Below are 24,993 nucleotides of genomic sequence, written 5' to 3'. Positions count from 1 at the left end.
GGCCCCCGCCGCAGGCGCAAGCCTGTTTGCCCGGTATCAGATTTTGATTTTGATACGACGGCAGCGGAAAGCGCATCACGCACTGTTTGTGGTCGTGTGGGTTTCTATTGGTCTGTCAGATAGTCTTTTTGCAACCTGATTTCCATCAGCATGATTTTGGCGCATGGGTGAAGCGGGAAGATCAGTTGAAGCAGAAAAGCTGACCATTGTAGCGCCCCGTACCATCGGTTTGATATGGCAAGTCACCTTCCGCCCATTCAAGAGATGGAACACTTCAGAACATTTTTCACGGCGGTTGTGATCTGCCACAGCGATCTGGATCCTGTCCCAGATATCGGTTGGGCGGGATTTATGCCTCCAAGTCATGCAGGCATCTGAAATGCTGATATCCAACAGCGTGCTCTCCGGGTCGCAGCCCCATAGCTTGGTATAAGCGTTGTTGGACATGGCCAATGTGCCACCAGGGGCAAAGACGGCAATGGCATCTTCGATGCAATCCAGTGCGGATTGTCCCATTTCAAGTTCTGCCCTGAACCTGCGGGTGAGCGAGATTTCGGCAGTGATATCTTCAAACAAAAAGGCGACGGCCCCTTCTGGATGCGGATGACCGGTGACACGATAGGTCTGCCCGGAAGGGAGGGACCAAGTTTCTTCATAGGTGCCGTTTACTGCCGCACATTCCAGATCCGACATCTGTTGACGCCAGGATTTGTAGTCTTTCGGTTCAGGCATCATGCGCTTTTCCCGCAGGTGGTCGAGAAACCGGAACAGGGAGGGTTTGCCCACCAAAAACTCGATTGGCAGTGACACCAGATCGTTCAGGGCGGGGTTGAACACAGCCAGTTGACGTTTGCGATCAAAAATCACCAAGCCAACAGAGAGGTCGGCAAAGGTCTTGCCCAATGTGGAAATGAACTCTGCACGGCTGTTTTCTGCCTTAACCAGACGATCCACGGGCAGGGCGGTGCGGAGTGTTTCGGTGCCCAATACCAGATCATGCAGTTCAAACCATTTGCGATGACCCTCTGGCCCACCGGGCAGGGCAACGCGCCGCGGCAGATCATGGTCGGTGACCTCAGCCAAATGCGGTTTGTCAAAGATCTTATGCGGGGGCCAGGGGGTGATTTCCGGGTTTGGGTGCAGGCTTTCCGCCAAGTCTAGATAGCGGCGATTGGCCCAAGTGATGTTGCGGTTTTCATCTTCGCGCCAGATCGGGAATGGCAGATGCTCGGTGGTTGAGCGCAATGACGCGGCCTCTTCCTTGAGAGAGGCAAGGTGGTGGGTATCGACGCTTGTGTTCGGGCCATCGTCAATAAATTCGATCCGGGCGAGCCCTCGGCGCAATTGAGCACGCAGCCGATAGGGACCGTCATGGGCCAAAAGATCCAGTTCCCCGTTCTCGCCAAGTTCAGATATGCGGGTATCTAGATCGTAAAAATGGCTACGCAAAACCTGTGACAACTGCATCCAGTCGGATTTGTTTTTTTGTTTTTCGACGGCATCTAGCATTGCCCAACCACACTCGGTGGCGTCTACAAGATTCTGATCGTCAAAAAGGAAAATCGCAGTGTCGCGTTCAGCATCGGCCATCTGGCCCAAGGTGAATTGGCGCCGTTGATGTGAGATCGACAGGATGTAAAGAGCGGCGAGGGCGACGCAGAGCGCAGTCAGCACCAAAGCCACGGCCATAAGTGAATTCAGCATTTTTCTGTCCCAAGATTGGGGCTGTTAACCCTGATCAATCCTTGGGATGGGAAAGTTAATGAGTGTTTAATTCACGAAATTTTATCCGTATTTTCATGAAATGCAGGGCTATTCGAAGTGAATATTCTCTCCAAGCCCAGCTATGTTCTCTCTCCGTTCCAGGCTGCCATCCTTCTCCGAATCGCTGCGCCGCCAGCTGACCTGAACAATTGCACCTGACTTCTCACGCGGGTGCGGTCGGCCGGTATAGGGTCCGGCGCCATTGGCAAAACTCAACCGGGCACCAGTGCGTTCCAGCAGCGTCTTGGCGATGAACAGGCCCAACCCCATGCCTTTGTATTCTTTGCGCTGTCCGCGTTGTGGGTCGGAACTGCGTCGACGAATGAATGGATCGCCAATCCGGTCGATCACATTGGGTGCATATCCGCGCCCATCGTCGATTACGCGAATTGTGATCTTTCGCTCGGACCAGCTGAGATCGATCCAAACAGCGGTTGATGCAAAATCAACGGCATTCTGGATCAAGTTTCTGAGGCCATGAATGATTTCAGGGCGCCGTGCCAGATAGGGTTGATCGGTTTCGTCGCCTTCTATCGCGATGCTGATCTCAATGCCGCGATCCATATGTGGTTCGGCCGCTGCTTCGACCAGTGCGGACAGGGGCACGTATCGAATGTGCATATCATCTTTCCCGGCACGTCCCATGGAATGCAGGATGTCGCGGCACCGATCAGTTTGCTCGGCAATTAGCCGCACATCCTCAATCAGGTCCGACTGTCCCTTCAGCTCTTCGGCAAGTTCGCCAGACACCAGTTTGATCGTCGCCAATGGGGTGCCCAGTTCATGCGCAGCAGCGGCCACAACCCCACCCAGATCGGTCAGTTTCTGTTCACGCGCCAGCGCCATTTGTGCTGCCAGAAGCGCCTCGGACATGGATTTGATTTCGGATGAGATCCGGTGTGTATAAAGCCCAAGGAACCCGATTGACACAACAACGGCCACCCAAAGACCAAAGACGAAGATCTCAGGCATTCGCAGGGCAAAGCCCATTTGGGTTTGAAGCGGCAGATTGAAAATGGCGACAAATGTCGTCGCGGCAATGGCGGCCAAGCCGACGACCATGGTCGAGCGGGTGGAGAGCGCGGTTGCCGCAACTGTAACCGGTGCGACGATCAGCACGACAAACGGATTGTGAACCCCGCCCGTCAGAAACACCATAAAGGCCAGTTGAAACGTGTCAAACAAGAGCCACAGTGTTGCCTGCCGCTCGTTCAGGCGCGTGTTTTTTGCGTAAAATGCCAATGTGATCAGATTGGCCGAGACACCCAAGCTGATGGCTAAGCCAACAAATAAGAGGTTGATCTCAAGAGAATAGAACAGGATCGCCACAGCAATGGCGGTGATCTGCCCCAGAATGGCGGCCCAGCGCAGCAGCACCAAAGTGCGCAGGCTCACCCATTGGCCGCTCACCTTGGGTATATCCGGGCTGGGCGAGGGTTCAAACATTCGTGATCACTCCTGTCGCAAAAATGTCTGCCTTCGGGGTTGCGGCATCCTGAACTCTTGTTAGTCCTCCAAGAAAGCGCGATCAATGCCCGCAAGAGAGATTGGAGAATACCGATGATGCGAGTCTATGCCGCAACCGCCGCCGTAGCTGTGGCCGTTCTGTTGGGCGTTACGGTCTATGTGACAACCGGCGACGAGGATCAGTTTGCGCAATGCCGTGAGTATTCTGTTGGCACAGGAGCGGCTTCAATTGGCGGACCGTTTGAGCTGGTGGACGAAAACGGTGAAACAGTGACCGACAAGGATCTGATCACCAAACCGACGCTGATTTACTTTGGCTATACGTTCTGCCCGGATGTCTGCCCGCTGGATAGTGCTCGTAATGCAGAGGCACTCGATCTGCTGCAAACGGAGGGTTATGACGCGCAACTGGCCTTCGTCACCATTGATCCAGAGCGCGACGGGGTTGAGGAGGTGCGCGAATTTACCGATTACCTTCACCCCGACATGATTGGCCTCACCGGCACCCCAGCGCAAATCCGTGCGGCCAGCAAGGCCTACAAGACCTATTATCGCAAGCAGGACGGGGATCCGGAATACTACTTGGTGGATCACTCGACATTTACCTATCTCGTCACTCCGAAAAGCGGATTTCTTGAGTTTTTCAAACGCGACGACACACCGCAGGATATGGCCGATCGGGTTGGTTGCTTCATTGATGCGGAAGGGTGACTGTCGGGGTTGTATTCCGCGCTTTGCGGATAACGTTGCGTAGAATTTGACCCCAGGGAAGCAAAGCCCTACAAATTTTCACAAGAATGCAAGCGACCCGGAGGGGGTGCCATGTCAGACGAGGAATTGGGCGAAATCGGCGAAGACAAATCGCTGCTTCTGGTGGATGACGACGAACCGTTCCTGCGTCGTCTTTCCCGTGCCATGGAAAAACGCGGCTTCGAGCCCGAGATGGCTGGTTCTGTAACTGCCGGCAAGGCAATCGCCACAGCACGCCCCCCGGCCTATGCGGTTATTGACCTGCGGCTTGATGACGGGAACGGTTTGGATGTTGTAGAAGTCATTCGCGAAAAGCGGCCTGACGCGCGCGTTGTCGTGCTGACTGGTTATGGCGCCATTGCTACAGCCGTGGCCGCCGTCAAACTGGGCGCCACTGACTATTTGTCGAAACCGGCGGATGCCAATGACATTACCAATGCGCTTCTGGCACAGCCCGACGAACTCCCGCCGCCGCCGGAAAACCCCATGTCCGCAGACCGCGTGCGTTGGGAGCATATTCAGCGCGTCTATGAGCTTTGCGACCGGAACGTCTCTGAAACCGCGCGCCGCTTGAATATGCACCGCCGAACGTTGCAGCGAATTCTCGCAAAACGTAGCCCGAAGTAAGCAAGTGAGATTTGATGGATCCTTTTGATCCTAAGACACAACCCCTGCCCAACACAGGCTGGTCCAACAGCCTGACCCGCGTGTCCAATGCGCATATCGAACCTGCGACAACGAGCGGTTTCGTGCAGGAAGCGGGCGTATTCGATGGCGATGGAACTTTTGTGCCGCAAAGTGCGCTTTGGCGTAAGTTTCGTCAGCTAACCCAGGAGCCAACCGAGCGGAACGCACCGGTTGAACGGCTCTCGGGCAAATGGCTTTGGGGGGGCATGTTATGGCGGCACTTCGGGCATTTTCTGGTCGAAAGCACCAATCGCCTCTGGCCCTATCACGATTTCGAAGATGAGATCGAGGGGGTTATCTTCTGCCCCAAGCGCCCGCGATTTACCGATATCGTGATGCCATTTCACCGTGCCTTTTTTGAACAATTGGGGATCTCAAAACCGATTAAGGTTGCCTATGAGCCCATCGGAGTTGAAGAGCTGATCGTGCCGGGGCAGGGTTTTGGTCTGGGCGAAATATCCCATGGTACAGCTGAGATGCGCGCCATGGTCCATGCACATTTTGCGAAAGACGTGCAGCCAGATGGGCCGGACAAGCTCTATGTATCTCGGGCTGCGCTGAGGTCACATCTGGGCGGGGTTCTCGGCGAAAAACGTATCGAGGAAAAGATGCGTGCCGAAGGGTATGAAGTCTTCTATCCCGAGAAACATGATCTGCCGACTCAGATCGCGCGCTATAAAGCCGCGAAAAAGATCGTGGGCCTTGATGGGTCTGCATTCCACATTGCAGCAATGGTGTGCAATGCCGATCAGGATTTGGCCATGATCCGGCGCCGAGAAGATGGCGCGGTGCGGTTTCTGGAAAACCACATTGCGAGCTTCACCGGGAAAGAGGCGCGTGTTTACAATGCGCTGATTACCGAATGGGTGCCAGAGGACAAGCCGAAGAGCAATCGCATGGCCTATGGGGATATCGATTTTGCCAAACTTGGTGAAATGCTCCATCAGGATGGCTTCATCGGTGATCAATCACCTTGGCAATCGATCGGTGAAGACGAGCGGAAAGCGCTTTGGGCGGAAAGCGGGCTTGAGTACAAGACCGGATATACAGAATACATCAAATACGTGCGCAGACGCCGTCAGGTACTTCGTGCGGAGCGTCAGGCGGCGCGCTCTTCAGCAAAATGACGCGGATTGTGCTCTTGTTGCTGGTGCTGGCTGGCTGTCAGGCCAAACCGACCACATCATCGGTCACTTTTGTGCCGGACCTAGAAGGGATTTTGGTGCTGCCACATGATAAACGCATTGATTTCGGGCGGTCCCCAATGGGTGTGGTGCCAATCCTCGACCGTGAAATGGGGATGCGCAAGGTCCGATCCCTGAGCGGATGTCCTGCGGACATCACAGCGCGCTACCAATGGGGGGACCTTGTGCTCAGTTTCACACCTGAGAGGTTCGTTGGCTGGCGCAAGGGCGCGCGGTCACAGGGTTTGACCTGCGCATCCTGACCTGATCTCGGCGACTGTCAGGTGCTGGCTTCGGGTGGGGACAGCCCATGTGCTCTGGCCGCTTTGTGGATGCACCCATCCGCGTTGCAACGCCAAAGCTATCTGCAAGTATATTTAACATGGTGTCAGTCTCCTTTTAGCTTGTGAGTCAGCATAGGCTTGCTTTGTAACATATTTCCAATCAGGATGATTTCTTAGATGATAGGTGAGCTAACATATGGATTGGCGTGATATCCCCTCGCTTTCAGCCCTGCGTGCATTTGAGGCCACTGCGCGACATGGATCATTTTCCGCTGCTGCACGAGAGTTGAACGTAACACATGCCGCCATCGCACAGCATGTTCGTGCACTGGAGGCGGAGTTTGGACAGGATCTGGTGTTTCGGGCGGGTGTCGGAATGGAGCTGACCGATGCAGGGCAGGTGTTAGCTCAAGCGCTGGGCGAGGGGTTTGCAAGCATTGCCAACGGAGTAAGGCAGATGCGAAAGGCAGGTGACAGCCGCCCGCTTCGTGTCACACTTACCCACGCATTCGCTGAAAACTGGATCATGCCCCGTCTGGGTGGGTTCTGGGCCACGCATCCCGATATCCCCTTGGTTCTTGTCCCGGCCCAGGAAAGTGTTGACCTCCGCCTTCAGGGATTTGATCTAGCGTTGCGCTATGGGCGCGGGAATTGGCCAAATACTCGATCTGAACTGCTGGTGCCCGCTGCTTTCGTAATTGTCGGGCGTCCAGAACTGTTGTGCGGGGTTTCTCCGAAGGATGATGCGGAACTCTGCGCACTTCCCTGGTTGATTGATGAGGGGTGGCCAGAGCAAAATCTGTATATGGAAGAGCTTGGGGTCACGGCAGACCAAGCAAAAATCACCAAATTTGCAACCTATCCCATGACCCTTGCGGCCGTGCGTTCTGGCTTGGGAGTATCCGTATTGAAACGGCCCATGGTCGAGGCCGATCTGGCGGCGGGAGAGTTGGTTGCGCTTCGCGAACTGCCCGCCACCGATCTTGGGTATTACATTGTCACACCAAATGGTCGGCCGTCGGACCACGCCAGGACATTTATTCGCTGGCTGAAATCCATTGAATGATCTGAGTGTTAGGTATTCTCTATTTCAGCAGAAATCGCGGCTTGAACACTTGCGGTGAACAAAGCAACTCCGATCCAGCTGCGTCCCACATCATGGGCATCACAAGTGTGGATTATTCGTCAGCCCGCAGGCGTATTGCAGGGATTGTCTGAACTCGGCTTGATAAGGGGTTGAAACCCGATCACCGGCCCAGCTTTTGACAATCAGGGTGATCAAGTCACATATGTCCTGAGAACCGGTTGGGGACCCAAAGTGGTGTGATCATAATTCTGCCAACAACGCATTGTGGCGCTCGGTAAACGCTTCGCGCACAATGCGGGGCGCGCGCAAGTGGATATCCAGTCCTCGGGTGTATTCGGGGTTTGCGCGCCCGAAAAGTTTGTTCGCCTCTTCCACCGAAAACCCTGCGATTTGAGTGGCTTCAAGCCAGGCAGAAATCTTATCCGCCCGTTTGATCGCCTTTTTGACCGTCACTGGTGTTTTGGCAGGCAGGCCGAACCGCACGTGGATGGCCGTGGTCAATCGCTCGTCCAACTCGCCATATCCGGAGCCAACGGCGTTTTTCACAGGTGAGATCATGTCGCCAATCACATATTCCGGTGCGTCGTGCAGAAGGGCAGCAAGGCGCCATTTCACCGGTGCCTTGGGATAAAGACGACCATAGATCTGTTCGACCAATAGTGAATGCTCCGCCACCGAATACGGGAAGTCACCGAAAGTCTGCCCATTCCAGCGTGCGACAAATGCCAAACCATGCGCAATGTCTTCGATTTCGATGTCCATAGGGGTCGGATCAAGCAAGTCCAGACGGCGCCCCGAAAGCATTCTCTGCCAAGCTCTTGGTTTTGAAGCCATTTTTTGCTATACTCCGAAGGATGGTGATGGATACACGCAACTGTGTCAGGGCTTGATGTGCATCTTTTTGGCACAGTCACCATATAATTAGAAGACAGTAAGCACATCTGGGCAGGCTGCCCAAGAGGCGAAAAAAACAAACAAATAAACATGGCAGCTTGTCCGTTTCATACGGAAAGGAAACCACCATGTTCAAACGTCTCGTATCATCCGCACTCATCTTCGGCGCCGCGTCGCTGGCCCCGCCCGTTCCAGCCGCTCACGCCATGCCAAGCTGCGCCCCACGCATTGATTTGGTTGAGAAACTTTCAGCCCAATATAGCGAGGGTCTTGTTGGCGGCGGGTTGCAAAGCCAGAAGGAATTGCTTGAAGTCTGGTCTTCACCGGAAACCGGCAGCTTTACCATTCTCGTTACCAATGCAAATGGCGTTAGCTGTATTGTGGCAGCCGGCAAAAACTGGCACGGCAAGATGCCAGATGTTCGAAAAACTCCGGATATTGCCGGATAAGACAGGTTACATTGCGAAAGAACGTCGAGAGTGATACGGAGCCTCTGAAACAAGATCGTTATGGAGGTCCCGGTGACCCAGGATTACATCGTCAAAGATATCAATCTGGCAGATTTCGGCCGTAAAGAACTCGATATTGCCGAAACCGAAATGCCGGGGCTGATGGCCCTGCGCGAAGAATACGGCGACACGAAACCGCTTGCAGGTTCGCGCATCGTCGGTTCGCTTCACATGACCATTCAAACCGCGGTTCTGATTGAAACGCTGGTGGCGCTGGGTGCGGATGTGCGCTGGGCGTCGTGCAATATTTTCTCGACCCAAGACCACGCTGCTGCTGCGATTGCTGCTGCGGGTGTTCCGGTGTTTGCCATCAAGGGCCAGTCGCTGGAAGAGCATTGGGATTACCTCGACAAATCCTTCCTGTTCCCGGAAGGTCCAAACATGATCCTCGATGATGGTGGGGATGCGACCCTCTACGTTCTCTTGGGTGCCCGCGCCGAAGCTGGCGAAGATCTTGGCGTTCCGACCTCGGAAGAAGAAGAGGTGATCCACAAGCAGATTGCCAAGCGCATGGCCGAAACGCCGGGTTGGTTTACCAAGACCCGTGACGCCATCCAAGGCGTGTCGGAAGAGACCACCACCGGTGTGCATCGCCTCTATGACCTAGTGAAAAAGGGTGAACTGCCTTTCCCGGCGATCAATGTGAATGACAGTGTCACCAAGTCGAAGTTTGATAACAAATACGGCTGCAAGGAATCGCTGGTGGACGGTATCCGCCGCGCCACCGACACGATGATGGCCGGTAAAGTGGCTGTGGTTTGTGGTTATGGTGACGTGGGCAAAGGGTCTGCGGCATCTCTGCGCGGCGCCGGCGCGCGTGTGAAGGTGACCGAGATCGACCCGATCTGTGCGCTTCAGGCCGCCATGGACGGGTTCGAGGTTGTGACGCTGGAAGACGCGGTGTCGAGCGCTGATGTGTTCATCACCACCACCGGCAACAAGGACATTATCCGTATCGAGCATATGCGTGCGATGAAGGATATGGCGATTGTTGGCAACATTGGTCACTTCGACAATGAAATTCAGGTTGCTGCGCTGAAAAACCACAAATGGACCAACATTAAGGAACAGGTGGATATGATCGAGATGCCCTCGGGCAACCGCATCATTCTTCTGTCCGAGGGGCGTCTGTTGAACCTCGGCAATGCCACCGGCCACCCAAGCTTTGTGATGTCGGCCAGCTTCACCAACCAGGTGTTGGCGCAGATCGAGCTGTGGACCAAGGGTGACGAGTATAACAACGACGTCTATATCCTGCCCAAGCATCTGGATGAGAAAGTGGCCAAGCTGCATCTTGACCGGATTGGTGTGAAGCTGTCGCAACTCACGAAAGAGCAGGCGGATTATATTGGCGTGACCGTGGACGGCCCGTTCAAGCCAGAGCATTACCGCTACTGATCAACGGCTGTTATGACATGGAAAAGCGCCGCCCTTTCGGGCGGCGCTTTGCTTTTTTGTGGGTGGGGAGGGGCTTTGCCCCTCGCGGCTGCGCCGCTCACCCCAAGGTATTTGCAGCAAGAAAAACGCAGGGGTTTTCGCTTATTGGTCCTCACCAAAACCAAAGGTTTCGGTGACGTAGTCGATGTCTTTGTCACCGCGGCCCGACAGGTTGATCAGGATCGATTTGCCCGGGTTCTTTGGCGCTTCACGCATGGCGAAAGCGACCGCGTGCGCGCTTTCCAAAGCGGGGATGATACCTTCGTGACGTGAGAGAGCGTAGAAGGCCGCCAGCGCTTCTTTGTCATCAGCGGCGGTGTAGTTTGCTTTGCCGATGCGATGAAGGTGAGCGTGTTCTGGTCCAACGCCGGGATAATCAAGACCCGATGCCACGGTGTGCACCGGAGCCGGCTCGCCGTTTTCGTCTTTCAGGACCATGGTGCGGAAGCCGTGAATCTCACCGTCTTCACCGAAGGTGATGGTGGCGGCGTGCTCGCCCAGTTTTGAGGAGGTGCCCATGGGTTCAACTCCGTGCAGCGACACGTCTTCTTCATCGATGAAGCCGGAGAAGAGACCCATGGCGTTTGAGCCGCCACCCACGCAGGCGGCAACCATATCGGGCAACTCGCCGGTCATTTCGAGAAACTGTTCGCGCGCTTCAACACCGACGACATGCTGGAAATCACGTACGATCAGTGGGAACGGGTGTGGGCCTACGACAGAACCGATGGCGAAAAGGGCCGTGTCGGCCTGGGGCACATAGGCGTTGAAACAGCTGTCGACCGCTTCTTTCAGCGAACGACCACCAAAACCAACGGGAACCACTTTAGCCCCCAGCAGCTTCATGCGGGTCACGTTGGGGGCTTCTTTCTCGATGTCGATCTCACCCATGTGGATCTCACATTCCAGCCCGAAATAGGCCGCGGCAGTGGCGAGGGCCACGCCGTGCTGACCGGCGCCGGTTTCGGCCATCAGCTTGGTCTTGCCCATAAACTTGGCCAGCAGCCCTTCGCCCATGCAGTGATTGAGCTTGTGCGCGCCGGTGTGGTTCAAGTCTTCGCGTTTGGCGTAGATACGCGCGCCGCCGCACATGTCAGACAGGTTTTTCAGATAGGAGACAGGGGTTGGACGCCCTTGGAAATGTTTACGGATGTGACGCAGCTCGGCGATGAAGTCTGCCGACTTGGCGATCCGGTCGTAGGCCTCGCGGATTTCTTTGAAATGCGGTTCCAGCGGCGGCGGCAGCATGGCCCCCCCGTATTCGCCAAAGTAACCATCGCGGGTCGGGGTGGATTTGAGGTAGCCCATGCGTCAGCGTCTCCTGTCAAAATTCGATCATTGCGGTCATTCGAGGGGATCAGACAGGGAAACGGCGATGGGCTCAAGTTAAAATTACGATATCTTAATGCGTTAAGTAATTTTATTAGCCTTCGAATAAGAAATGCGGCCAGAAGATCCGGCCGCATTTTCCGAAATTTGCGATGAGCTTACTGCGGAATGCGCAGGTTTTGCCCCGGATAAATCTTGTCAGGATCCGACAGCATCGGGCGGTTTGCTTCGAATATCTTCTGATAGTGCGCACCATTGCCGAGTGTCTTTTCGGCGATTGCCCAAAGCGTGTCGCCTTTCTGAACCGTGTGGAACACTGGCTCGTTTTCGACATTGGCTTCGACCTCGGCGACACCTTCCACGTTGCCCACAGCCAGAATGACCTTTTCACGCTCTTCGGCGCTGAGGTTTTCACCACCGGATACGGTGACCTTTTCGCCGTCCAGCTTGATGTCCAAACCAGAGGTGTCGATGCCCAGATCGGACACTTCCTTGGTCAGGGTTTCTTCGGTTGACGCCTCGTCATCCCCGAAGAGCGCCTTGCCGGCCCCTTTTACAAAACTCCAAAGACCCATGTTTTCCTCCTGAAGTGAACTGAAATTGCATACAACCTGACCCAATTCCCGTGAAAAGTTAAGGGGGAATACAGGGGCAATGTTTTCCTTTGTGTTGTTGCGATTTGCGCATAGAGTTCGAAGCGGAAAGGCTAAGCCTTCGTCAACTATTGGGAGCATACTTATGGGTAAGAGAGACGACCTTATTGCGAAATACGCAGATGATCTGAAGAATAAATGCGGCATGACGCCGGATATGGATCTGCTGACCAAAGTAACCATCGGTTGTGGTCCGGCGATTTATAACGACGATGCGTCCACCGTCGCCGCCACACAGGATAGCGAACTGGACACCGTCAAAGAAAACTTTCTGATCAAAAAGCTGGGCCTATCGGATGGTCCGCAGCTGATGGATGCGATTAATGCGGTGATCGATACCTATGGCCGTTCCGAGCGCAACAAATATCGCGCGGTTGTCTACTACATGCTGGTCAAGCATTTCGGCAAAGAGTCGGTCTACGGCTAAGAGCAGACTGTCACAGTTTCTAACGCGGCCCTGAACATTCGGAGCCGCGTTTTTCTTTGCGGTTTCTGTTAACAAATTCTTCGCGTAACATATTGATTTTGAATAATTTTGGAAATGAAACGAGATTGATTTTCCCTTAGATATCCCGCTACATAGTACACGAAGACTAGGATGGTCGGACCTCTTACAGATTGAACGCGTGTGGTGCTGAGGGAGCACGTGGGGTGGAAGGAGGGGTCCGATGGGGCGCGGTCCCCTCCTTTTTTATTGCACCGGCGAGAGCCGGTTTTTTTACGTCTGGTGCTTGGGAATTGAATGCCGTCAGAACAGCCCGAGAACCAGACCGGCAACAGCGCATCCACCGGCTGCATAGCCGCCGTCAATCCAGATCAGGGATTTCGATCGGTCAGAGAACATCACGTTGTTCACAATCCACGGCGCCGCCACGAAAAGCCCCAGACCAAGCCCGGTGATCAACCCTTTTCCGGCACTGTCGATCCCGGCCATGGTGAAGATGTGGCGCATCATGCCAGCCACCAACAAAGCCATAATGAACGCCACAATATATGGTTTCGGATCGCCAGCGTTCATTGGGCGACCATCTTTTCCGACGGTAACACCAGACGCTGCCATCCACGGTTTTGCCAGCGACATGTACCAGACCGACCCAAAGGCATAGGCCGCGATTGCCGCAACCAGAACGGATAGAATGCCCATATACTTTCCTTCCCGCTGTTACGCTTACGGAAAGGAGTATGGCGTCAGCCCCGATCTCCGGCAAGTTCAAGCACAATGGCCCATTCTTCAGCGGTAACGGGCTGCACCGACAGTCGGGTATTGTTGACCAGCACCATATCCGACAGGCGCGGATCCTCTTTGCACATGGCAAGGGTCACCGGGTTGGGCAGGGCGCGCACCGCCTTGATGTCCACGCATTCCCACCGCTCATCGTCGGTTGTGCTGTCAGGGTGGGCTTCGGCGCAGATCTCGACAATACCCACGATCTCTTTTTCCTTCTGCGAGTGGTAGAAGAATCCGAGATCACCGATCGTCATGTTCCGCATGTGATTGCGTGCCTGATAGTTGCGCACGCCGTCCCACTCTTCGCCTGCCTCACCCTTGGCCGCCTGCTGATCCCAGCTCCAAGTCGAGACTTCGGATTTGAACAGCCAGTAAGCCATTAGATCACCTTGTTCCACTGCTCCAGCCGCACGTCTGCAAAGAGACCCGCCTTTGCATATGGATCATTTGCGGCCCAGGATTTGGCGGCGGCCATGTCCTCTACCTCAAGCACGATCAGTGACCCATACATCATGCCATCAGCGTTCAGAAATGGGCCAGCCTGTACAGCACCGGTTTCTTTCAAATAGGCCACATGGGCATCGCGATTGGCTTTACGTGTTTCAATCGCGCCGTCTTTGTCGGTGCAAATTACCGCTACCAGCATTTCAACTCTCCTGTTTCATTCTTCTTTCAAGGGCCGCGCAAGCAGCGCTTCAGTGGCCTCATTGATGGTTAGGTGCTTGTCCAGAATGGCAACCACCATGTCCGCGATTGGCATTTCCAACCCTTTGCGCCGGGCCAGAGCTGAGACTGCCTTGGCCGTGGCTTTGCCTTCAACTGTCGTGCCTTCTGGCAAGGTCTCGCCGCGCCCAAGGGCAAATCCGAAGGCAAAGTTGCGGGACTTCTCAGATGCGCAGGTCAGAGCCAGATCGCCAAATCCCGACAGCCCTGCCAATGTCTCGGCTTCTGCTCCATTGGCAAGGGCGAAGCGTTGCATTTCAGTGTAGCCTCGCGTCATCAATGCGGCGCGGGCGCTTTCGCCAAGCCCGGCCCCCATGGCGATGCCACAGGCAATGGCCACCACGTTTTTTAATGCGCCGCCCAGCTCAACACCCACCAGGTCGGAGGACCGATAGATGCGCAGGTTGCTGGTCGAGAGTGCGCTTTGAAGCTCTGCACCATTCTCACAGGCCAAGGTCAGCGCGGTAGGCAGCCCGCCTGCAATGTCCACGGCAAAACTGGGGCCGGACAATATCGCGGCGGTGGCATCAGGAACAATTGTACGGATGATTTCAGCCGGGCCCAACCCCGATGCCAGATCAACGCCCTTACAGCAGGCGACCAGAGCTTTCCCGGCAAACTGCGCCTGATGGTCCCGTAAAAAGCCGGCGAGTTGTTGCATTGGGGTGGCCAAGAGCAGGATATCTGCCTTACAGGCCCTGTTCAGATCACCGGTCACGTCCAGAGGATCGGGAAACGAGAAGCCGGGCAGGCGATTAGGATTGTCGCGGCTTTCCTGCATGTTGCCGGGCGAGCGCGCCCAAAGGGTGACTCGCGTGCCATCACGGGCCAGAGAAATCGCAAGCGCGGTGCCGAAAGCGCCTGCGCCTAGCACTGAAATGCTCATGCTTTGGCTCCTTTTTTCCCAGATCCCAACATGGCGGGGGCTGTGCGGTCAAGCGGCCAACGGGGGCGGGCCGACAGATCCATCCCATCCACCTGTCCCGCCCGAAATCGTTCGATCCCGGCCCAGGCAATCATCGCCGCATTGTCTGTGCAAAGCGCAAGGGGCGGGGCAAGGAATGCAGTGTTAAATTGTTCACAAACAGCCTCTAGTGCCATTCTCAGGGACTTGTTCGCAGCAACCCCTCCGGCCACGGCGAGGGTCGGGGTGGTGGGGGACAGGGAAAGATACTCCGAAAGCGCACGGCGGGATTTTTCTGCCAGCACATCACGAATGGCGGCCTGAAACCCTGCGCAAAGGTCGGCGCGATCCTGACGATACAGTCCACCATGTTCCGCCACTAGCCGATCGCGTTCACGCAAAAGCGCGGTCTTGAGGCCAGAGAAACTCATGTCGCAGCCGGGGCGATCCAAAAGCGGGCGCGGGAAACGGAACCGCGTTTCATCCCCCTTCAACGCTTCGCGTTCAACGGATGGCCCGCCGGGTTGCGGCAATCCCAATAGCTTTGCGGTTTTGTCAAAGGCTTCGCCCGGAGCGTCATCGATGGTGCCGCCAAGACGGCTGAACTCTTCTGGTCCCTTGGCAATCAGGAACTGGCAATGCCCGCCTGAGACCAGAAGCATCAGGTAAGGAAACTCGGTCTGATCTGTCAGCCGGGGTGTCAACGCGTGCCCAGCGAGATGGTTCACCCCCACCAATGGCAGGCCCGACCCGGCTGATAGACCTTTGGCGCACATAACCCCTGCCAGCACACCGCCGATCAGCCCCGGCCCGGCAGTGACAGCAATCGCATCCAAATCCGTCAAGGACATTCCAGCCGTCTCAAGCGCTTCTTCAACGCAGATATCAAGTTTTTCGGTATGCGCGCGTGCGGCAATCTCGGGCACAACGCCTCCAAAATCGGCATGCAACTCGGTTTGCCCGGCCACAACGGACGACAGCACTTCGGGCGGCGTGCCCGGTGCATGGCGCACCACCGCCGCCGCGGTGTCGTCGCACGAGCTTTCCAGCCCTAGAAATATCAAACTCTTCTCAGTCACGATGTTATCCCGCCCGCTCATGATACATGGTAGGCCTTGTTGCGGTAAACGTTCTGCCGGGGTAACACCCTAGGATAGAGGAGACAACAGGCCTGCCATGTCGCACCATGCCTCGGATCGAATGCCGATCCTGCCCAAATTGCTGCTGACCCGCCCTCACGAGGGAAATGCGCGGTTGCTTGCAGCCTGTGAGGCAGAGTTTGGTGAGGCCATCCCATCCGTCGACTCGCCGGTGCTTGAGATTGAGCGGATTGGTGATTGGCCTGACCTGTCTTCATATCGTTCGGTTCTTCTTACCTCTGCCAACGCGGTCTGGGGGGATCTCTCTGGGCTTTTGGCCTATTGTGTTGGTGCCCGGACTGCGGAGGCGGCTCGGGGGGCTAAAGCACAGGTCAAGGCGGTTGCTATGGATGCGGTTAGCTTGATGAAAGAGCAGCCTGAACTGCAAGGTTCGGTGATTTATTTGCGCGGCGCACATGTGTCTCAGGATCTTGCCGCGCAATATGGGTGTGCCGAGCACATCACCTATGACCAACGTGCGCTCCCCCTGACCGATGATGCCCGCGCGCTGATAACCGGGGAAGATCCTGCCCTCCTTCCCCTTTTCTCGCCGCGCTCGGCACGGTTGATTGCAAAAGACATATGTGGACAGGGGCAAACCCCGGGGCCGAAGCTGCGCGTGATCGCATTGAGCGACGCGGTGGCGCAAGCCTGGCAAGACGAATGGTCGGACATTCCCGACCACGGTCTGGTTGAAATATGCCCGGCACCGACACAGGTGATGATGGTGGGCAGGATTGTCGCATCCCTCTGTGACGCGTGACGCGCTAAGGATGTCGCTAAGCCCGCTTGAGGGTCGGATAGGCCCGAGCTAGTCTTGTATAGCGCCCCTGGCGTTGGATTTTATTTGAGATTCGAAAGGTTCTGACATTGGCCAATTCAAAGAAACCCACTGAGGCCTCTGCCGAATCCCCTGCAAAAACCGCCTCAAAGCCCTCGACTAAAGCCGGATCGAAGCAGGTGAAAGCATCGGTTGAGGATGCGGTGGTGAAAAAACAGCCGGATGAGAAACCCACGAAAGCACCAAAAACCTCCAAAACTGCGGCGTCGAAATCCGTGAAATCCAAGGCGTCTTCGGCAAAAGCTTCAAAAGCGGCACCGGCTGAAGGAAGTTCCGAGAAGAAAGCCGACACGACACTAGAAGCGAAAACCGATAAGCCTGTGGAAGTGAAGTCGTCTGTTCCCAAGACTGACACCAAGAAAACCGCGCAGGATGCCCCTGCAATAAAATCGGATGGTGCGACTGCAAAGCCGTCCACCAAGCCTTCAACTTCCGCACCCGCGCCTGCGGCGAAATCCAGCAATTTTCTGCCTTTGTTGTTGGGGGGGGCAATTGCAGCCACTATTGGGTTCGGTGCGGCACGCTACCCTGATCAATGGCCGTTTGGCTCAGGTGAAGACCCGATGGCGGTTGAACTGGCCGCCCAAGCAGAACGCCTGAGTGCCATCGAAGCCTCAGGGCAGGAACATGCAATCGCCCTTGCTGCGCTTGAAAGTGATGACAGCCTGAATGTGGCACGCGGCGAAATCAGCGGAGAATTTGCCCAGCTGCGCACGCAGCTTGAGGCGATGAGCGCCACCTTGAGTGACCTTGAAAACCGCCTGCATACAGTCGAAAAACTGCCGCAGGGCTCGGGCATGGAAGCAGCAGCCGCCGCAGCGTCCGCATATGAACGCGAGCTACAGCAGATGCGTCAGATGCTGGATGCAGAGCTGGCCAAGATCACCTCGGCCAAAGAAGATGCCGCCACCTTGGAAGAAAGTGCCGCCGAAGCAGCCAAGGCTGCCGGCGCCCGCGCAGCCCTTGCCCGAGTTCTGGCCGCCCTTGATACAGGGCGACCCTATGGGGACGCGCTGTTTGACCTGACCCAACAGGCCGAGGTCGAAACCCCTGCGGCCCTGTCGGCCCATGCGGAAAACGGCGTACCGACCCTAGCCAATCTTCAGGCAGGCTTCCCCGAAGCCGCCCGCGCTGCGTTGGATGTGTCGATCCGGTCGGCGGTTGAAGCCGGTGAGATTGATCGTGTCTCGGCCTTCCTTCGCCTACAATTGGGCACCCGCTCGCTGTCTCCGAAAGAAGGGAATGATCCCGATGCAATCCTATCGCGGGCCGAAGCGGCGTTGAAGTCTGGCCAAATTGGTGCTGCATTGGATGAGCTTGCCACGATGCCGGAGGCCGGTCAGCCCGCGCTTGCTGCGTGGGTCGCAGATGCCACTGCCCGTAAAGACGCCCTTGCCGCAGGCGAAACACTCGCCCAGCTCGTGAACAGCAAATAAGGATATTTCGATGCTTTGGTCTCTTTTCAAGATTATCCTTTTTGTCGTGGCAATTGCCGCGCTGACCCTTGGGGCAGGTACGCTCTTGGAACTGGACGGGGGAATTCAGGTGGCAATCGGCACACTTGAGCTGAACCTCGGCCCGCTTCAGGCGGTAATCCTGCTGGGTGTGCTGATCGTTGCGGTTTGGCTTATTGTGGTGCTGCTCGGCTTTCTACGGGCTGTAGTGCGGTTCCTCAATGGCGATGAAACGGCGATATCACGCTATTTCGACCGTTCACGCGAGAAGAAGGGCTATGAAGCGCTGGCCGACGGGTTGATGGCGCTTGCCTCTGGCGAAGGATCCACCGCCATGGCCAAGGCCAATCGGGCCGAGAAGTTTCTACGCCGCCCGGAGCTGACCAACCTGATCACCGCCCAAGCAGCGGAAATGTCCGGGGACAAGCGCAAGGCCACTCAGGTCTACAAGAGACTGTTGAATGATGAGCGCACAAGATTTGTTGGTGTGCGCGGCCTGATGAAACAGAAGCTTGAAGAAGGTGATACCGCAACCGCCATGCGTCTGGCGGAAAAGGCGCTCGCGCTCAAGCCACGCCATGTTGACACTCAGGACACGCTTTTGGGTATGCAGGCCAGCGAGGGGGACTGGACCGGCGCGCGTAAAACGCTGACGACCAAGGTGAAATATGGTGGCCTACCGCGGGACGTGCACAAACGTCGCGATGCGGTTCTGGCGCTTTCTGAGGCCAAAGATGTGCTGGAAGAGGGCAAATCTATCGAGGCACGCGAAGCGGCGATCGAAGCCAATCGCCTCTCGCCTGACCTTGTCCCTGCGGCGGTCATGGCTGCACGCGCCTATATTGAACAGGGCAAACCACGTTACGCCGCCCGTGTGCTGACCAAGGCTTGGACGGCGCAACCGCACCCGTCCATCGCGGCGGCATTTGCCGAGATTGAGCCCGATGAAACCCCCAACGCCCGCCTGAATCGCTTCCGTACCCTGACCAAACATCGTGAAGGGGATGCGGAAACCCGGATGCTGCTGGCAGAGCTGAACATCGCGGCGGCAGACTATGTTGCGGCCCGTAAGGCGCTGGGCACCCTGCCGGATACCGAGCCGTCGCAGCGGGCGCTGACATTGCTGGCCGCTATCGAGCGCGGAGAAGGGGCGGAAGACAAGACCGTACGCGCCCTTCTGACCCGTGCCGTGACCGCCCCGCGCGGTCCGCAATGGGTTTGTGACAAATGCAATCACATCCATGCCGACTGGGCACCGGTTTGTGACAATTGCGATGGGTTTGATACGCTGTCCTGGACACGAGCCCCAGAGAGGGAAGGGCAGATGACAGGCGGCGCAGACATGATGCCATTGATTGTGGGTGAGGATGCCCCAGTTGAAGTTGGAAAGGTGGAAGAGGAAACCGCCCCAGAGCAGAAACAGGATGCGCCGTTGGAAGGCGAAGTCATCGTCACCCCATCCGATTACGTTCGCGAAGAAAAAGCCTGATTTTCAATTCGCGCCGATTTTGGGGCTACACATGAGCGCGGGACGATGCTAAAGACCCGCGCACAAATAAAGCAGTGCCTCAATAGCTCAGCTGGTAGAGCAGGTCCTTCGTAAGGACAAGGTCGGGGGTTCGAGTCCCTCTTGAGGCACCATTTTCAATAATAATACGAATCTTCCGCCTGCAAAGGCGAACCAGTCTCTGTGTGAAAAATTTGGATATTGCTTGATATGGCGACCCCGGCAGGATTCGAACCTGCAACCTGCCCCTTAGGAGGGGGCTGCTCTATCCAGTTGAGCCACGGGGCCGCATCGACTTTCTGTCGTCTAATTGGACAAGGCCGCGTTGTCTAGCGTCGCTTGAGCGTGTCACCCGCTTCGATTTTTGGTGCAAGTTCGACCCGCTCCCCTCCGGCCAGTCCTGCTTCGGCGGCGCGGTCGGCGATGATCTGTGCTGCGGCCCGGCCGATTTCCAGACGGCACGCGTCCATGGTGGCCAATCTCCGTGGCAGACCTTCTAACAGTTCAACTCCGTTGAACCCTGCCAGACCAACTTGGCCCGGTACGGCGATGCCTTTATCGAGGCAATACAGCAGCCCGCCGGCCCCGATCATGTCGTTGGAGTAATAGAGGAAATCGATCTCTGGAGTGCGTTCGAGCATCGCTTCGGTCATCTCACGCCCCTTGGCGAGAGCCGATCCACCCTTATAGAACTCGCGATCCATGATCTCGATGCCCTCTTTGGCCAGCGCCTCGGTAAAGCCTTCGAACCGTTTGCGGGCGCGATGGTCGAGCGGCATCTTGGTGCCAAGAAAGCCGATATTGCGATATCCCGCCTTGAGGATCGCCTGAGCCATCATGCGGCCCGCGCGGCGGTGGGAAATGCCCACGCAGGCGTCAATCGCCGGGCCATCTGTATCCATGATTTCGACCACTGGAATGCCTGCTGCACGCAGCATTGCCTTGGCGTTTTCGCTGTGTTCAAGCCCTGCGATGATGACCCCGGATGGCCGCCACGAGAGCATTTCGTAAAGCACTTTCTCTTCGCGCTCGGGATCGTATTGCGTCACACCCACAACGGGCTGAAGTGGCGTTTCGTCCAACACCTCGTTGATGCCGGTCATGACTTCGGGGAACACCATATTGGACAGCGACGGGATGATCACCGCCACAAGGTTCACTCGCTGCGAGGCCAAGGCGCCCGCGATCTTGTTGGGCACATAGCCAAGATCTTTTGCCGCTGCCAGGACCTTTTCCCGGGTTGCTTGGCTGACATCTCCTCGATTGCGCAACACGCGGCTGACTGTCATCTCACTGACGCCAGAAGCTTCGGATACATCGCGCAATGTCAGGGGACGGCGGGCGGGAGTGGACGGCTGTTCGGGCAATTCGGGCACCTCTCTCAAAATCGTGCCTATAGTGTTAGCGTCTGAGATCCGATCCGCAAAGCCTATTTTTTATTGAATGTTAGTTCTAACAAAACCTTACAAGGCCCTGAAGACAGCTCTGTTCAAAGAAGGCGGGCCACCAGCCCGTGATGCACCGGTGCATTGCCCGCAACCAATCCGTTGATCATCGGGGTCGGATTGTTGTAGCGCACCAGCCTGGCACGGCGGTCGCTGACATCGCCGCCGGCCTCTTCGACGATCAGGCCGCCTGCCGCCACATCCCATTCCCAGGTTCCCCGCAGGGTCATCATGGCATCAAACCGCCCCTCTGCCACGAGAGACAGGCGATAGGCGAGAGATGACCGGAAGGCGCGGGTGACCGGTGGCGCTTTGGCCCCTTTCCAGAACCACGGATCCAGATTGGGTTTGGCGGCCAGCACGGTGGCCCCGTTTATCTCGTTCTGCGCGGACACGGTGATGGTTTCGCCATTCAGCGTCGCCCCTTTTCCTCGCTCGGCGGCGTAAAGCTTGTCAGCCGCGGGCAGGTAAACCACTGCCGCCTGCACGATGCCTCCCGTGGCAACCGCAAGCGAGTGGGACCAATGATAAGCCCCTTCAATAAAGGCGCGCGTGCCGTCAATCGGGTCGACGATAAATACGCTCTCGGCGTCAAGCCGGTCTTTGTTGTCTTCGGTTTCTTCTGACAACCAGGCATAGTCGCGCGCGGCCAGAAGATCAGCGTGCAACATCTTGTCCACGGCCAGATCGGCCTCGGTCACCGGACCTTGATCCCCTTCTTTGTGCCAAATTTCAGGATTGTCCTGAAAATAGCCCATGGAGATCTTACCCGCCGCACGGGCCGCATCTAAGAGAAGGTCAAGGTCGCTCACTTATGCACCCGCAAGGGTCATGCCATCGACCAGAAGGCTCGGCACCAGGCGGCTCAGATGTGGCTCGGCGTCATTGGCCGGGATGATTGTCTTGAGCATCGCCAGAAGGTTGCCCGCAATGGTGCATTCATTCACCGGATAGGCAATTTCGCCGTTTTCGATCCAGAACCCGGACGCCCCGCGCGAATAGTCTCCAGTTGTAGGGTTGATGGTCGACCCGATCATCGAGGTGACCAGCAGCCCGGTGCCCATATCTCGCATAAGGTCTTCGCGGCTTTTGTCGCCTTGTGTCAGCGCCACATTGGAAATTGACGGGCCGGGGGGCGAGGATGTGCCCCGTGCGGCGTTTGCCGTGCTTTCCATGCCCAGTTTGTCGGCCGTGGCCAGATCCAAAGTCCAGCCCGTCAGCACGCCACCGTCAATGATTTTCCGGGCGCGTGTCGCCAAGCCTTCGCCATCAAACGGGCGCGATCCCATCACGCGCGGGCGCAGCGGATCTTCGATCAGGTCGATGCCTTTGGGCAGGATCTCTTCGCCAAGATAATCACGCAGCCAACTTGATCCGCGGGCAATCATCGACCCGTTCGAGGCGGACAGAAGATGCCCGATCAATGAGGCGGAAATCCGTTCGTCATACAGAACCGGAAAGGCACCTGTGGGTGGTTTCTTTGCTCCGGCCATGGCCACAGTGCGTTCGCCTGCCTTGGTGCCAATTTCCTGCGGGCTGGGCAGATCGGTTTGAAAGACACGCATTTCGCCCGCATAATCCCGCTCCATCGATGCGCCTTCGCCGGTGATCGCCACGGTAGAGGTGCCGCGATTGGTGCGACCATACCCGCCGGAAAATCCATTTGAGGTCGCCAGGTGGAACTGATGCCGCCCATAGCCAGCCGATGCAGATGACACTTGTGTCACACCTTTGACAGCCAGTGCCGCCGCCTCTGCCTCTGCCGCATCCCGCTCCAACTCCGCTGGGTCGGGTTCTGCTGAAGGATCTGCCAGCTCCAGCGGCCCCAGATCCCAAGATGTGGCCAGTTCGTCAGCGCGAGCCAGCCGGATATGCGGATCTTCTGGTGCTTCCTTGGCCATCGCAACTGCACGCTCTGCCATCGCGTCAATCGTTGCTTGTGACGTGTCTGACGCCGAGACAATCGCCTGTCGCTGTCCAATCAGCACGCGCAGTCCGATATCCACCCCTTCGGATCGCTCCGCATGTTCAAGCTTGCCGCCCAGCACATCGATCGACACAGAGGTGCCGTCCACCGCCAATGCGTCCGCCTGATCGGCGCCCGCACGGTTTGCGGCGCTCAGAAGTTGTTCGGTCAGGGTTTCAAGCCGGGTCATGGGCGTTCCTTCGATTGTGTCTCTTTCAGGTAAACCGTGGGCGGGCCTCTCGCAAGGGTCACAGTGCTGTCAGCACGCAACGTCGGTGCTGGTCACGCCCGAACGCATCCGTTAGGCTTAGAGGCAGGAGGGACCCAACATGTTGGATATGACCGGAAAAACAGTGCTGATCACCGGCGCGAGCCGTGGGATTGGCGAGGCAAGTGCCCATATATTTGCTGCTGCCGGGGCCAACGTGGTGCTGACTGCGCGTGGCACAGCGCAGATCAATGCGATCGCTAGGGCGATTGGCGAGGACCGTGCACTTGCCGTGCCCTGTGACGTGTCGCGCTGGGCGGATGTAAAAGCGGCTGTGGACGCGGGCATGAAGAAGTTTGGCCGCATCGATGTGTTGATCAACAATGCAGGTGTGATTGATCCCATCGGCCCGATAATCAACAGCGATCCCGAGGAATGGGGCCATGTGATCGACGTAAACCTCAAAGGTGTCTACTACGGTATCCGCGCCGTGATGCCGATCATGGCGGCGCAAGGCGGTGGGTCGGTCCTGACCATCAGCTCGGGTGCGGCGCATAATGCGCTCGAAGGCTGGGCCCATTACTGCGCCTCAAAGGCCGGGGTGCATATGATGACCAAGGCACTCCACAAGGAAGGCGCGGGCAAGGGAATTCGTGCCATCGGCCTGTCGCCCGGCACCGTCGCCACCCAGATGCAGCGCGAAATCAAGACATCGGGAATCAACGCCGTGGCGCAACTCAATTGGGAAGAACATATTCCGCCCGAATGGGTGGCCCGCGCGCTTGTCTGGATGTGTTCCGAGGACGCGGATGAGTTTCTGGGTGAGGAAATCTCGCTTCGTGATGTGACAATACGCCAACGGGCCGAGGTTTTTGGATGATCAATCTGATCAAGGATGACGGGGTCTGGACGGTGACAATCAACCGCCCGGACAAGGCCAACTCGCTGACCAAAGCGATGTTGGAAGAGCTGGCGCAGATCGCGCAAGGCGCAGCAGGGGACGCGCGCGTTCTGATCCTGACCGGCGAAGGTAAGGTGTTTTCTGCCGGCGCCGACCTTGATGAAGCCCGTGCCGGGCTCGCCACGGACGACGTGTGGGAGCGCCTCTCGGGCGCAATCGCCCGCGCGCCCTGCCTGACGATCGCCGCCCTCAATGGCACGCTGGCGGGTGGCGCGATGGGCATGGCCTTGGCCTGTGACATCCGCATTGCGGTGCCCACGGCCAAGTTTTTCTATCCGGTGATGAAACTGGGATTTCTGCCACAACCCTCCGATCCGTCGCGCATGGCAGCCCTGATCGGACCCGCCCGAAGCAAAATGATCCTGATGGCCGGGCAGAAAATCCTCGCAGAAGAGGCGCTGTCCTGGGGATTGATAGATCGGATTGTCGATGCGGATGCGCTGATAACCTCTGCGCTCGATCTCGCAGATCACGCCCGCGGCCAAAGCCCTGACCATGTGGCGGCGATGAAAGCGATGCTGCCCGCCTGAACCCGCAAACCAGGGCTGCCTGCACCCCCTAGATACACCCGA

The 24,993-nt window shown here is 56.9% G+C and carries 27 protein-coding genes and 2 tRNA genes; 14 read left to right on the top strand and 15 right to left on the bottom strand.

The genetic code is table 11. From position 1 onward, the window contains the following. Positions 1 to 75: 75 nt before the first annotated feature. Positions 76 to 1,704, bottom strand: coding sequence for a PAS-domain containing protein (locus tag O2N63_RS02460; protein WP_271052524.1), 1,629 nt, complete (start codon positions 1,702 to 1,704; stop codon positions 76 to 78). 108 nt (positions 1,705 to 1,812) lie between these two features. Beyond that, entirely contained in the window at positions 1,813 to 3,210 is a 1,398-nt protein-coding gene (regB, locus tag O2N63_RS02455; protein WP_271052523.1) for a sensor histidine kinase RegB, read from the bottom strand. A 114-nt stretch (positions 3,211 to 3,324) separates the two neighbouring features. Here regB and O2N63_RS02450 point away from each other — a divergent pair, with 114 nt between their 5' ends. From O2N63_RS02450 to O2N63_RS02430, 5 genes are all read left to right on the top strand, one after another. Beyond that, the gene (locus tag O2N63_RS02450) at positions 3,325 to 3,942 is read left to right on the top strand and encodes an SCO family protein (protein WP_271052522.1); all 618 of its coding nucleotides are present in this window, start codon (positions 3,325 to 3,327) and stop codon (positions 3,940 to 3,942) included. A 111-nt stretch (positions 3,943 to 4,053) separates the two neighbouring features. Further along, the gene (locus O2N63_RS02445; RefSeq protein WP_271052521.1) at positions 4,054 to 4,608 is read left to right on the top strand and encodes an ActR/PrrA/RegA family redox response regulator transcription factor; all 555 of its coding nucleotides are present in this window, start codon (positions 4,054 to 4,056) and stop codon (positions 4,606 to 4,608) included. 14 nt (positions 4,609 to 4,622) lie between these two features. Next, positions 4,623 to 5,795 carry a glycosyltransferase family 61 protein gene (locus O2N63_RS02440; protein ID WP_271052520.1) on the top strand — a complete coding sequence of 391 codons (1,173 nt, stop codon included), beginning with the start codon at positions 4,623 to 4,625 and terminating at the stop codon, positions 5,793 to 5,795. Beyond that, positions 5,792 to 6,115, top strand: a complete 324-nt coding sequence (locus O2N63_RS02435) for a hypothetical protein (RefSeq protein ID WP_271052519.1) — start codon at positions 5,792 to 5,794, stop codon at positions 6,113 to 6,115. Before O2N63_RS02440 ends, O2N63_RS02435 begins: the two co-directional genes overlap by 4 nt. Positions 6,116 to 6,332: 217 nt before the next feature. Beyond that, entirely contained in the window at positions 6,333 to 7,202 is an 870-nt protein-coding gene (locus O2N63_RS02430) for a LysR family transcriptional regulator (RefSeq protein ID WP_271052518.1), read from the top strand. A gap of 261 nt (positions 7,203 to 7,463) precedes the next feature. On the opposite strand, the gene O2N63_RS02425 is transcribed toward O2N63_RS02430, so the two are convergent. Continuing rightward, on the bottom strand, positions 7,464 to 8,057 hold the full coding sequence (locus O2N63_RS02425; protein ID WP_271052517.1) for an HD family hydrolase: 594 nt from the start codon (positions 8,055 to 8,057) through the stop codon (positions 7,464 to 7,466). A 188-nt stretch (positions 8,058 to 8,245) separates the two neighbouring features. Between O2N63_RS02425 and O2N63_RS02420 the strand changes: the two genes are divergently transcribed. Next, entirely contained in the window at positions 8,246 to 8,566 is a 321-nt protein-coding gene (locus O2N63_RS02420; RefSeq protein WP_271052516.1) for a hypothetical protein, read from the top strand. Between the two features lie 72 nt (positions 8,567 to 8,638). Next, positions 8,639 to 10,024, top strand: a complete 1,386-nt coding sequence (ahcY, locus tag O2N63_RS02415; protein ID WP_271052515.1) for an adenosylhomocysteinase — start codon at positions 8,639 to 8,641, stop codon at positions 10,022 to 10,024. A gap of 141 nt (positions 10,025 to 10,165) precedes the next feature. Here ahcY and trpB read toward each other — a convergent pair whose 3' ends face one another. After that, positions 10,166 to 11,371 carry a tryptophan synthase subunit beta gene (trpB, locus tag O2N63_RS02410; protein WP_271052514.1) on the bottom strand — a complete coding sequence of 402 codons (1,206 nt, stop codon included), beginning with the start codon at positions 11,369 to 11,371 and terminating at the stop codon, positions 10,166 to 10,168. Positions 11,372 to 11,550: 179 nt separating this feature from the next. Beyond that, on the bottom strand, positions 11,551 to 11,967 hold the full coding sequence (gene lysM, locus O2N63_RS02405; protein ID WP_271052513.1) for a peptidoglycan-binding protein LysM: 417 nt from the start codon (positions 11,965 to 11,967) through the stop codon (positions 11,551 to 11,553). Between the two features lie 163 nt (positions 11,968 to 12,130). Between lysM and O2N63_RS02400 the strand changes: the two genes are divergently transcribed. Next, positions 12,131 to 12,472 (top strand): DUF2853 family protein, encoded by a 342-nt coding sequence (locus O2N63_RS02400; RefSeq protein WP_271052511.1) that lies wholly within the window; start codon positions 12,131 to 12,133, stop codon positions 12,470 to 12,472. Positions 12,473 to 12,793: 321 nt separating this feature from the next. Here O2N63_RS02400 and O2N63_RS02395 read toward each other — a convergent pair whose 3' ends face one another. From O2N63_RS02395 to tsaD, 5 genes are read right to left on the bottom strand one after another with little or no spacing between them, the layout of a single operon-like run. Then, positions 12,794 to 13,189: a DUF1761 domain-containing protein gene (locus O2N63_RS02395; RefSeq protein WP_271052510.1), complete on the bottom strand. Its 396-nt coding sequence runs from the start codon at positions 13,187 to 13,189 to the stop codon at positions 12,794 to 12,796. A 44-nt stretch (positions 13,190 to 13,233) separates the two neighbouring features. Then, on the bottom strand, positions 13,234 to 13,653 hold the full coding sequence (locus O2N63_RS02390) for an EVE domain-containing protein (protein WP_271052509.1): 420 nt from the start codon (positions 13,651 to 13,653) through the stop codon (positions 13,234 to 13,236). Next, on the bottom strand, positions 13,653 to 13,919 hold the full coding sequence (locus O2N63_RS02385; RefSeq protein ID WP_271052508.1) for a YciI family protein: 267 nt from the start codon (positions 13,917 to 13,919) through the stop codon (positions 13,653 to 13,655). The genes O2N63_RS02390 and O2N63_RS02385 overlap by 1 nt, the downstream gene beginning before the upstream one ends. 15 nt (positions 13,920 to 13,934) lie before the next feature. Beyond that, a complete protein-coding gene (locus tag O2N63_RS02380; protein WP_271052507.1) occupies positions 13,935 to 14,882 on the bottom strand; it encodes an NAD(P)H-dependent glycerol-3-phosphate dehydrogenase in 948 nt (315 codons plus the stop codon). Further along, positions 14,879 to 15,979: a tRNA (adenosine(37)-N6)-threonylcarbamoyltransferase complex transferase subunit TsaD gene (tsaD, locus tag O2N63_RS02375; protein ID WP_271052506.1), complete on the bottom strand. Its 1,101-nt coding sequence runs from the start codon at positions 15,977 to 15,979 to the stop codon at positions 14,879 to 14,881. Before tsaD ends, O2N63_RS02380 begins: the two co-directional genes overlap by 4 nt. A gap of 97 nt (positions 15,980 to 16,076) precedes the next feature. Between tsaD and O2N63_RS02370 the strand changes: the two genes are divergently transcribed. Further along, positions 16,077 to 16,802, top strand: coding sequence for a uroporphyrinogen-III synthase (locus O2N63_RS02370; RefSeq protein WP_271052505.1), 726 nt, complete (start codon positions 16,077 to 16,079; stop codon positions 16,800 to 16,802). Positions 16,803 to 16,818: 16 nt separating this feature from the next. Here O2N63_RS02370 and O2N63_RS02365 read toward each other — a convergent pair whose 3' ends face one another. After that, entirely contained in the window at positions 16,819 to 17,382 is a 564-nt protein-coding gene (locus O2N63_RS02365) for a hypothetical protein (protein WP_271052503.1), read from the bottom strand. A 61-nt stretch (positions 17,383 to 17,443) separates the two neighbouring features. On the opposite strand from O2N63_RS02365, the gene O2N63_RS02360 reads away from it, so the two are divergent. The 3 genes from O2N63_RS02360 to O2N63_RS02350 all read left to right on the top strand — a co-directional run bounded on the left by O2N63_RS02360 (position 17,444) and on the right by O2N63_RS02350 (position 19,975). Beyond that, positions 17,444 to 18,316, top strand: a complete 873-nt coding sequence (locus O2N63_RS02360; protein ID WP_271052502.1) for a COG4223 family protein — start codon at positions 17,444 to 17,446, stop codon at positions 18,314 to 18,316. Positions 18,317 to 18,326: 10 nt separating this feature from the next. Further along, entirely contained in the window at positions 18,327 to 19,823 is a 1,497-nt protein-coding gene (locus O2N63_RS02355; protein WP_271052501.1) for a heme biosynthesis protein HemY, read from the top strand. 76 nt (positions 19,824 to 19,899) lie between these two features. Continuing rightward, positions 19,900 to 19,975, top strand: a tRNA-Thr gene (locus O2N63_RS02350). Between the two features lie 77 nt (positions 19,976 to 20,052). On the opposite strand, the gene O2N63_RS02345 is transcribed toward O2N63_RS02350, so the two are convergent. From O2N63_RS02345 to O2N63_RS02330, 4 genes are all read right to left on the bottom strand, one after another. Further along, a tRNA-Arg gene (locus O2N63_RS02345) sits at positions 20,053 to 20,129 on the bottom strand. A 41-nt stretch (positions 20,130 to 20,170) separates the two neighbouring features. Next, positions 20,171 to 21,208, bottom strand: a complete 1,038-nt coding sequence (locus tag O2N63_RS02340; protein ID WP_271052500.1) for a LacI family DNA-binding transcriptional regulator — start codon at positions 21,206 to 21,208, stop codon at positions 20,171 to 20,173. Positions 21,209 to 21,330: 122 nt separating this feature from the next. After that, positions 21,331 to 22,098: an inositol monophosphatase family protein gene (locus O2N63_RS02335; protein ID WP_271052499.1), complete on the bottom strand. Its 768-nt coding sequence runs from the start codon at positions 22,096 to 22,098 to the stop codon at positions 21,331 to 21,333. Further along, on the bottom strand, positions 22,099 to 23,442 hold the full coding sequence (locus O2N63_RS02330; protein WP_271052497.1) for a TldD/PmbA family protein: 1,344 nt from the start codon (positions 23,440 to 23,442) through the stop codon (positions 22,099 to 22,101). A 142-nt stretch (positions 23,443 to 23,584) separates the two neighbouring features. Between O2N63_RS02330 and O2N63_RS02325 the strand changes: the two genes are divergently transcribed. Further along, the gene (locus tag O2N63_RS02325) at positions 23,585 to 24,340 is read left to right on the top strand and encodes an SDR family oxidoreductase (RefSeq protein WP_271052806.1); all 756 of its coding nucleotides are present in this window, start codon (positions 23,585 to 23,587) and stop codon (positions 24,338 to 24,340) included. Further along, positions 24,337 to 24,951 (top strand): enoyl-CoA hydratase/isomerase family protein, encoded by a 615-nt coding sequence (locus O2N63_RS02320; RefSeq protein ID WP_271052496.1) that lies wholly within the window; start codon positions 24,337 to 24,339, stop codon positions 24,949 to 24,951. Before O2N63_RS02325 ends, O2N63_RS02320 begins: the two co-directional genes overlap by 4 nt. The last annotated feature ends 42 nt before the right edge of the window (positions 24,952 to 24,993 follow it).

The sequence above is a fragment of the Aliiroseovarius salicola genome, assembly GCF_027891095.1.
GTDB classification, from domain to species: Bacteria; Pseudomonadota; Alphaproteobacteria; order Rhodobacterales; family Rhodobacteraceae; genus Aliiroseovarius; species Aliiroseovarius salicola.
Note: the sequence above shows the minus strand (reverse complement) of the source record. Positions and strands in the feature narration are given on the sequence as shown.